This is a genomic window from Mesorhizobium sp. M5C.F.Ca.IN.020.29.1.1 (assembly GCF_003997375.1).
Taxonomy (GTDB): Bacteria; Pseudomonadota; Alphaproteobacteria; order Rhizobiales; family Rhizobiaceae; genus Mesorhizobium; species Mesorhizobium wenxiniae.
The window spans coordinates 1-8,496 of the sequence record NZ_RZSW01000251.1 but is presented as its reverse complement, the minus strand read 5'-3'; the positions used below and the strand labels follow the sequence as shown (position 1 = coordinate 8,496).

Annotated in this window: 9 protein-coding genes; 7 read left to right on the top strand and 2 right to left on the bottom strand. The window is 59.1% G+C overall.

What is annotated here, in order from left to right:
• Window positions 1-152: 152 nt before the first annotated feature.
• Together EOA85_RS19895 and EOA85_RS19890 are read right to left on the bottom strand one after the other, a co-directional pair.
• Window positions 153-437: a tyrosine-type recombinase/integrase gene (locus tag EOA85_RS19895; protein WP_281033760.1), complete on the bottom strand. Its 285-nt coding sequence runs from the start codon at window positions 435-437 to the stop codon at window positions 153-155.
• A gap of 115 nt (window positions 438-552) precedes the next feature.
• Window positions 553-1,128 carry a hypothetical protein gene (locus EOA85_RS19890; protein WP_127210871.1) on the bottom strand — a complete coding sequence of 192 codons (576 nt, stop codon included), beginning with the start codon at window positions 1,126-1,128 and terminating at the stop codon, window positions 553-555.
• A 449-nt stretch (window positions 1,129-1,577) separates the two neighbouring features.
• On the opposite strand from EOA85_RS19890, the gene EOA85_RS19885 reads away from it, so the two are divergent.
• The 7 genes from EOA85_RS19885 to EOA85_RS19845 all read left to right on the top strand — a co-directional run.
• Complete coding sequence (locus EOA85_RS19885) at window positions 1,578-1,808, top strand: hypothetical protein (RefSeq protein WP_127210870.1); 231 nt, start codon at window positions 1,578-1,580, stop codon at window positions 1,806-1,808.
• A 507-nt stretch (window positions 1,809-2,315) separates the two neighbouring features.
• Window positions 2,316-2,528: a hypothetical protein gene (locus EOA85_RS19875; RefSeq protein ID WP_245316436.1), complete on the top strand. Its 213-nt coding sequence runs from the start codon at window positions 2,316-2,318 to the stop codon at window positions 2,526-2,528.
• A 572-nt stretch (window positions 2,529-3,100) separates the two neighbouring features.
• Window positions 3,101-3,817 (top strand): pentapeptide repeat-containing protein, encoded by a 717-nt coding sequence (locus EOA85_RS19865; protein ID WP_127210868.1) that lies wholly within the window; start codon window positions 3,101-3,103, stop codon window positions 3,815-3,817.
• Window positions 3,818-4,575: 758 nt separating this feature from the next.
• The gene (locus EOA85_RS19860) at window positions 4,576-5,805 is read left to right on the top strand and encodes a septal ring lytic transglycosylase RlpA family protein (RefSeq protein ID WP_095520595.1); all 1,230 of its coding nucleotides are present in this window, start codon (window positions 4,576-4,578) and stop codon (window positions 5,803-5,805) included.
• 111 nt (window positions 5,806-5,916) lie between these two features.
• Complete coding sequence (locus EOA85_RS19855) at window positions 5,917-7,083, top strand: D-alanyl-D-alanine carboxypeptidase family protein (RefSeq protein WP_206523330.1); 1,167 nt, start codon at window positions 5,917-5,919, stop codon at window positions 7,081-7,083.
• A 159-nt stretch (window positions 7,084-7,242) separates the two neighbouring features.
• Window positions 7,243-7,914: a dTMP kinase gene (tmk, locus tag EOA85_RS19850; protein WP_127210867.1), complete on the top strand. Its 672-nt coding sequence runs from the start codon at window positions 7,243-7,245 to the stop codon at window positions 7,912-7,914.
• A partial coding sequence (locus EOA85_RS19845) for a DNA polymerase III subunit delta' (protein ID WP_127210866.1) occupies window positions 7,911-8,496 on the top strand: 586 nt, incomplete at its 3' end. The genes tmk and EOA85_RS19845, both read left to right, overlap by 4 nt.

The following is an 8,496-nucleotide window of genomic DNA, read 5'->3' as shown; positions in this document are numbered from 1 at the left end:
GTGGGATTCGAACCCACGGTGGGCTTGCACCCACGCCGGTTTTCAAGACCGGTGCCTTAAACCGCTCGGCCATCCCTCCAAGTAGTTGACTTTAAAGTGCTTTTTGCCTCTTTGCGGTTTGCTCAGAAGGCCGTTTGCTACGCACTTTGCAACTATATGGTCTTTCGACTTGCGCTTATAGCTACCTGCAACGCCGCGTCAACTTGCTCTGCCGCGTCAGCCTGCATGCCGGGCATGACATGGGAATACAGATCCAAGGTAATCCCGATTGTCGAGTGGCCCAAGCGTTCGCTGGCGACCTTCGGATGAACGCCGGCCGATAGCATCTGCGTGGCGTGGGTGTGCCGAAGGTCATGAAAGCGGATGCGGGGCAGGGCGGTCTTGCCCAAGACACGCACCCGCCCATTGAGGAAGGACGAAAGAGATGAGTGGCGCATACAGGTAGCATATGATCGTAAACCGAACGTCCGCAAGGGGTGGAAAGCAGACCCTGTCCCTATACCCGTTGCTGCCGCCAATGGCCGAGATGAGTGACCCTATGCTGTCATTCGGTTACTGCACTCTGCGTCCACAGCCGAAGCGCTGACAGGCCAGTTTTACGATGTAGCCAGCATCCATATCGCCATTTTCCTCGTGCAGCCCAAATGGGTCTCTAAGTTCGCTTCTTAAAGCCAATATTTCAACCAACGCAGCGCGAGCCGATGGCTGCTCTGGATCGTTTGGATCACAGAGTATCGAAACCAATTGGCAGCCCAGTTCATCATCTTGGAAGCCGCTCAGATAGTTGGGCGCGAGTTGGATAGCGGCCATACGGCTGTTCGTCCAGCCAACATCGGTTGGCGACATGATGAGTTCGCGTAGAAGAGGTCGATAGCGATCAATAAGGCGAAGATAACGGCACAGCGCTTTCAATGCAGTTTCGCCATGCAAGTCTCGTTCTGGCCCATAGAGGTAGCTCTCAATCAGAACAGCATCCGACACGCTTCCACACCAACCCACAATGTACAAAGCTGACCCAACGTCGCCTCGACGCTCCAGAAGGATGCTGCGCGCGAACTCAAGCTCTTCGGCCGTGACCCGGCCTTTGGCAACACCTTGCGCTCGATTTCGAATATCGTCGATGTCCATAGCAAAGCGTAATAGCACACTAGGCGGCAGTCGGTTGTCCTATCCCGTCGTCAGTTCCTCGATGCTTAGGATTTGAGGATTTCCACGCAGAAGCATTGAGCCGCTTGGCGTCGACATCGGTCTTGGCCTTGGTCGCCTCAGCTCTCGCCAAGAACCCGGCCTCAGCGCACCCAGCGCGGGTCACAGCAAATGGATGTCTGGAAATCCAGCGCCCTGCGTCCTGTTTCTTGGTCGAGGCCCTGAGGTACGCTCGGACGAACATCGTGTTAACTGGCGGCCGTCGATGGCCGAGATGGGTGGAAAGCGGACTTCAAGCCGAGTATGTTGGGTCGATGAGAGACGATCTGACTTCTTGCCTCAGAGACCTCAGTGATGCTGAATATCAGCGGCTGTGCTGGGTTGAGCGTCGGTGCCCCGAGGGCCGAGAATATGGTAATATACAGATCGTTATGCGCTTCATGCTGGATGATACTTGGTTCCTTTTCAGACCAGAGGATGAGGTGGGACGAACTGTTGATACGATCGACCCAGCGAAATCCGTTCAAACCGTCAGCCGTTTGCTCTACGACCTTGACGTAGACTTTTCTGCTTCGGCACAGCAGTATATGTCCTCACCGAGCTGGAATGACGTGGTCGCATCGGCGAAAGAAGCGCTCTTCAAGCTGACCGATGTTGGTTAGCATTCGGGTAGCCGGCGGGTAGTGGGTCAGTTTGAAATCGCCCCGTCAACACTATCTAATTAAGCACGGATCGCTTTGGCAGTGGCGTCTGCGCGCGGGCGAGAAGTTGCTCTCAGACCTAGTCCCATATGATCGCATTCGATCTTCATGAGAAATTCGACAGCGTCGTCTACGATCCAGTCTCGGCGAAGCCGCCCTGCCGCCTCAAGTAGATACGGGTCATACTCATCTGCGAAGGGCTTTTGGTCCCAAACCTCGCCTTTCGCGAGCAAGCCTATTGGGTCCCACTCGGAAAACCCGATATCTCGCAAGCAGGACAGCTTCAAATGGCCATGCATTTCCACCGTCGTGGTTCTCCCTGATCGCGTTTCGCAGATTTCAAACTAACCCACTACCCTAATATAGGTGACCGCTTCATCCAATCGATGGACGAAGCCCATCAAGGGCCGGTGCTATTTTGGATGCATGTCGCGACCTTGCTTATCCCCGAGCCAGCTTGCTATCGCTATGCTCGCGATCAGCGTCAGCTATGCCGAAGCCGCGGACCGTAAGGTCGAAACCGCGGCGCCCGGTACGTACGCCAATTCGAAGAACCTGCCGGTTTGCACCGCGTCAAGCTCACTCTTCGAAGTCCTCGGTGACAAGTGTTTTCTCGTCAAAGGTTCGATGATCTATGGCGATATCGCCGAGCTCTCCCAGATAGCCACTTTGAGCCGGTAACCGAAGCAACAGCAACAACGGCACTAGACGCTAATCTTCCGCTGCCTTACCCGGGCGCCTACATCGGGATGACATTCCCGCGCTCAGAATATCTACCAAGACGATCCTCGACGCCATTGTGCATTACGACGCCGGTTTAGCTGACGTTGCGCACCAGGGTGATGACGCTGCGGCTCCAGGCTTCGCGATCGGGAGCGAAAAGCCCGTAATCCAGTATCGCGCCGTTCAGGCACGCGCCAATGCGATGACAATCGATCGTTCTAGCGCGCCTAGTGCAGATTGAGGCGCAAAGCGGGTGATCGCAGAGATCTGGTTCTGACCGAGTAGCTGCCATTCCATTAACGCATCTGAATGGACCGCTTCTGGCGCAAGATGCTCGTTCGTGCTGGTCAGAACGGGCGACCGCTCACCACCCTCTGGCGACGATGCCAACGTGCAGCGGCATTGACTGGTTCGGGTCAAGAGCTTGAATACGAGAAATGCGCTAACTGTGACGGCGGTGGTCACGGTGGCTCGAGTGTCAGCAGATGTGGTAAGGTTGAGTGTCGGCGAGTAGCAGAGGTCCAGCAACAATGACTTTGAGGCGAACCAGAGCTTACGGCCCATCCGGCTTGGTTCTAGCGGTTTGCGCTGTGTTTGCTTGGCAGAACGCCACTGCTGCTCAAAATTGCCACGCAGCCCCGACGCCTGGCGTCAATTGGTACGAGTGTGACAAGAAGCTTCTCATCCTAGAAGGACAGGACCTCAGCGGGGCGAACCTGTTCGGTGTTGATTTCACTTCGACCGACCTCAGGAACAGCAATCTCCTTGCGGCAAATCTTGAGAAGGCAACGCTTGTGCGTGCTTCCCTGGCCGACTCGACCGCCAAAGGCGCCCGGTTCGACAGAATCGAGGCCTACAGGACCGACTTCAGCCGTATGGACGCGCAGGGCGCTGTGTTTGCGAGCGCGGAAATGCAGCGCTCGAATTTCCAGGACGCCAATCTGACCAATGTTGATTTCACAAAGGCAGAATTGGGGCGTGCGCAGTTCCATGACGCCGATATCAGCGGCAGCCGCTTCTCGTTTGCCAATCTCGCACGGGCGGACTTCCGAGGAGCGACGTTCACCGCGCCGATAGACTTTGACCGCGCCTTTTTCTTTCTGACCCGTATCGAGGGCGTCGACCTTTCCAATTCGGCGGGTCTGTCCCAGTGGCAGCTCAACATGGCTTGCGGAGACGCCCGGACCGAGTTGCCTTCTGGCTTGACGAGGCCTGAAGATTGGCCCTGTCAATTCCAGCAGGAATAGTTGAACTTCTTCTTCGTCGCCTTCGCGATAGAGCATCACCTCCAATAGAGTTCTCAGCGGAAAAGTCTTCCCTACGCAGCCCTTTGGCGATCAAATGATCCAGCACAAACCCAATGGTTTGGTAGTGATAGTCGAGTGACATGTCTCAAGCCCCACAGCGAACGGATCGAACATGCTGCTACGTTTTTTGCAACGCAACGCTACGGTATTGGATGGGAAGACGTGGCAGGAAATGCGCTACCGCACCCGCAAACCGTTGACAGTGAAGGCCTTGGTGGCAGGATAGAGCGGGATGCCGTCAACCGAATTTCAAGACCGGTGCCTTAAACCGCTCGGCCATCCCTCCATCGTGTTTTTTCAACCACTTGGATGCTCGTCCTGATCTCAACTCATACCTGTTGGCACTGCTGCGCCGCCTGGAGATCGTTCGCGCTTCATTGCTCTAGTGCGCCTAGCGAAGTCCTGTCAACCGGCCGTTGCCCGTTCCTGCCAAGGGCAGGGCATGGGCGCTTGACGGTGGGGCTGAAAGCAAGCCGAACAGCGCGCCGAAGGTCGAAAAGCGGTGATTTTCACAGCGATCACCGGGAAGATTTGTGCCACAATCTCGCCCGGTTCCGACCACAATCGGTTAATACGGTGATAAACAATTCCTGTGCACAAGGGATTGCGAATCAAGGTGGCGCTAGCGTTTGTCGAGTGGGTTTGACCCCGCCGACGATCAAGTTGCGGTGCCTTTGTTGAGAGGGGACAACCAAAAAATGCAAAGCACGGCGCGCCCGCGTCTTCGTCGCGCTTCCGCGTTCGCCTTGTTTGCCCTGTCGGCTGCCTTGCTGGCGGCTTGCGCCGCGCCGCCACAGCCGAAGGCGATGGTCAACAAGAAACCCCGCTCGAAGGAATATTTTTCCGAATCCGAATACGGCGTGAAGGCCAGCCCGCGCGTCACCTTCAAGATGTCGGGCCTGCAGCGTGGCGGCGGACGCGACCAGCTCGGCAAGCCCTATCAGGTGCGCGGTAAGTGGTATTATCCGAAGGAAGACAAGCGCTACGCCAAGATGGGTCTCGCCTCCTGGTATGGCGAAGCCTTCCACGGCAGGCTGACCGCTAACGGCGAAGTCTACGACATGACACATCTGACCGGCGCGCATCCGACAATGCCGCTGCCGAGCTATGCGCGCGTCACCAATCTGAAGACCGGCAGCTCGATCATCGTGCGCGTCAACGATCGCGGTCCTTACCACGAAGGGCGCATCATCGATGTGTCGAAGCGCGCCGCCGAAATGCTCGACTATGCCAATATCGGCACGGCCAAGGTGAAGGTCGAATATGTCGGGCGGGCGCCGCTTGACGGCAATGATGATCGGTACCTGATGGCCTCCTATAATCCAGGCAACAGGGTGCCGGATCCGTCGGACGGCTTGCCCTCCGGTGTCATGATCGCCATGGATGGACCATCGCCGAGTACGGCGTTGGTCGCCGCCGCTCCATTTCCCGGCCAGTTGACGAATTCCGCATCGGCACAGCCTGTCATTGCGGCGCAGGCGCCGGCCTCCGGCAATGTGACGCTGCCCGATTTCGGGCCGATCGTGCCGGAACGCCCGCAGATCAATCTGCCGGCGCAATCGCCGTTCAGCGTAGCGTCGCTGTCTTACGCGGACGAACGCGTGCAGCGCGCCTCCAATGTCTTTGCCGCGCTGGATGGCGCCGGAATGTCGCCTGCCGAAATCCTTCGATCGTGGAAGCGGCAAACTCCTCCGGCCGCTTCGGCCACGTCCTATATCGCGGCTGGCTCGTTCGAGGATGCCGCCGAGGCACAGCGTGTGGCAGCCCGGCTTTCCAGCTTCGGCAAGACCGAAATCGAGCGCTCCGAATTCGAGGGCAAGGACTGGTATTCGGTCAACCTCTATCCGGACGGCCATGGCAGCCTGGACGAGATGCTGCAGGCGGCATGGTCGCATGGCGCACCGGACGCGCTCGTGGTTCGGAACTGACCGGCAAAACCTGAGTTTTGCCCTGTTGTCCATCGCGCGGTTGATCGGCCGGGACAAAGCCTGATAGCCTAGAGCTTGCCCAGAAATACCGGCTGACAGGTCGAACTTCTCATGAAATCTCGCTTCGCCGCGCCTCTCGCCGGGCTTCTGGGTTTTGGCCTCCTGCTGCTTTCGCTGGCTCCGGCCGCGGCGCAGCTTTTCGAGACCAAGGCCGGGCAGGCCTTCATGATCGATGCTGAAACCGGAACGGTGCTATTTTCAAAGGATGCCGACAGGCCGATTCAGCCGGCGTCGCTGGCCAAGCTGATGACGATGGAGGTGGTGTTCAACGCCATCAAATCGGGCCGCGTGACGCTCGACGACACATTCGTGGTGAGTGAAAACGCATGGCGTACGGGCGGGGCGCCATCCGGGACGTCGACAATGTTTGCCAAACTGAAGTCAACGATCCGGCTTGAAGACCTGATCCAGGGCGTGACGGTCCAGGCAGCCAATGACGGCTGCATCATCATCGCCGAAGGTTTTGCGGGATCGGAGGCGAATTTCGCGACTGAGATGACCGAGCGCGCAAGGCAGATTGGCCTCGAGAAATCGACATTCGTCAATTCAACCGGTCTGCCGGCCGACGGTCAGCAAACGACGGTTCGAGAGCTTGCGCTTCTGGCTCTGCATATCTGGCGCTCCTACCCGGACCTCTATCGCTATTACGGCCAGAAGGATTTCACCTGGAACAAGATCACCCAAAGGAACCGCAACCCGCTGCTGGCGATGGATATCGGCGCCGACGGCCTAGCGATCGGCAGGAGCGAGGCATCAGGCTTCGGCGTCGTCGGCTCGGTCAGCCACAGTGGCAGGCGGGTCATTGCGGCGATGAACGGCCTGGCAAGCGACCGCGAGCGCGCCGAGGAAGCGCGAAAGCTGCTCGACTGGGGCCTTCGTTCCTTCCAGAAGACCGAGATTTTCGCCAAGGACGAGGTGGTCGGCGAGGCCCAGGTTTTCGGCGGTGCGAAATCCGGCGTGGCGCTGAAGGCAAAAGCGCCCGTGGTCATCTTCCTGCCCATCGCCAACCGCGACAAGCTGACCGCCAAGATCGTCTATGACGGGCCGGTTGCAGCCCCGGTGGAGGAGGGGCAACCAGTGGGTGCGCTGCGGGTCTGGATCGGTGATACGCTGAGCCAGGAGACGCCGCTTTTCGCGGCCGAATCGATCGGCGTCGGCTCGCTGCCGCAACGCGCGCTCGATGCCGCCAAGGAACTGGCCGTCGGCTGGCTGCGTTAATGCGTGTCGCCCAAAAGTGCTCAGCAGTTTGCGGCGACGACACGCATGAAAAGGGCATAATGCGCGTCGCATCTCTTCAGACGCGACGCGGTTTGGCACCGTGGCGTGGACCTTTTCTCAAGTCAGGACTATTACGGTCCCGCAGCATGGATATAGGCTTTGGTGCACGGATTTTTCATCACCTTCGAAGGCGGAGAAGGGGCAGGCAAGTCGACGCAAATCGAGCGGCTGGCCAGTAAGATGCGCGCCAAGAAATACGATGTCCTTGTCACGCGTGAACCGGGGGGCTCGCCAGGCGCAGAGGCGGTCCGGCATGTCCTGCTTTCCGGCGCTGCCGAGCCATTCGGCCCCAGGATGGAGGCGCTGCTTTTCGCCGCCGCGCGGTCCGACCATGTCGAGCAGGTCATCCGGCCCGCCGTCGAACGTGGCTCGATCGTGCTTTGTGATCGCTTCATGGACTCCTCGCGCGTCTACCAAGGCGTCACCGGCGGCCTCGATCCGGCGTTCATGCGCGCGCTGGAAAAGGTCGCCATCAACGGCATGGTGCCCGACATGACGCTGATCTTCGATATCGACCCGGCCGAAGGACTGCGGCGCGCCACGGCACGGCGGGGCACCGATGCCCGCGCCGACCGCTTCGAAAAGGAAACGCTTGATATCCACCAGCGCCGCCGCGAAGCCTTTCTGGCAATCGCCGCGGCAGAACCCGAGCGCTGCATCGTCGTCGACGCGTCCGCCGACCCCGACACGGTGGAGAACGTCGTCACCGCCGCCGTATTCGCGGCACTGGAGACGATGACGCCGGCGCACAGGAAGCAGGCGCCGGGATGATTTTCGAACGGATCGCACCAGAACAGCACGACACGCTGGACGGCGTACCGGAGCCATCCGAGACGCCGCGTCTGGTCGGGCATGGCCAGGCGGCGAACATGCTGGCGTCAGCCTATCGTTCCGGGAAGCTGCCGCATGCGCTGACATTTGTCGGACCGGTCGGCATCGGCAAGGCGACGCTCGCCTTTCACCTTGCGCATCATCTGTTGAAGCATCCGGCGTTCGAACAGGCGCCGGAAGTCCTTGCCATTCCTGATCCGGCGTCATCGCTGTTTCGCCAGATCGCCACCGGCGGACATCCTTCGGTGCTGCATCTGACCCGCCCGCCGAACGAGAAGACGAAGAGCTTCAAGACGGTCGTCACCGTCGATGAGATCCGCAAGGTCAGCCGCTTCTTGTCGCTGACCTCGCATGACGGTAGCTACCGGGTGGTGATCGTCGATCCGGCCGACGACATGAATACCAATGCGGCCAACGCTTTGTTGAAGAATCTTGAAGAACCACCGGCACGCACACTGTTCATCCTCATCGTCCATGCGCCGGGCAGCCTGCTGCCGACGATCCGCTCGCGCTGTCAGATGG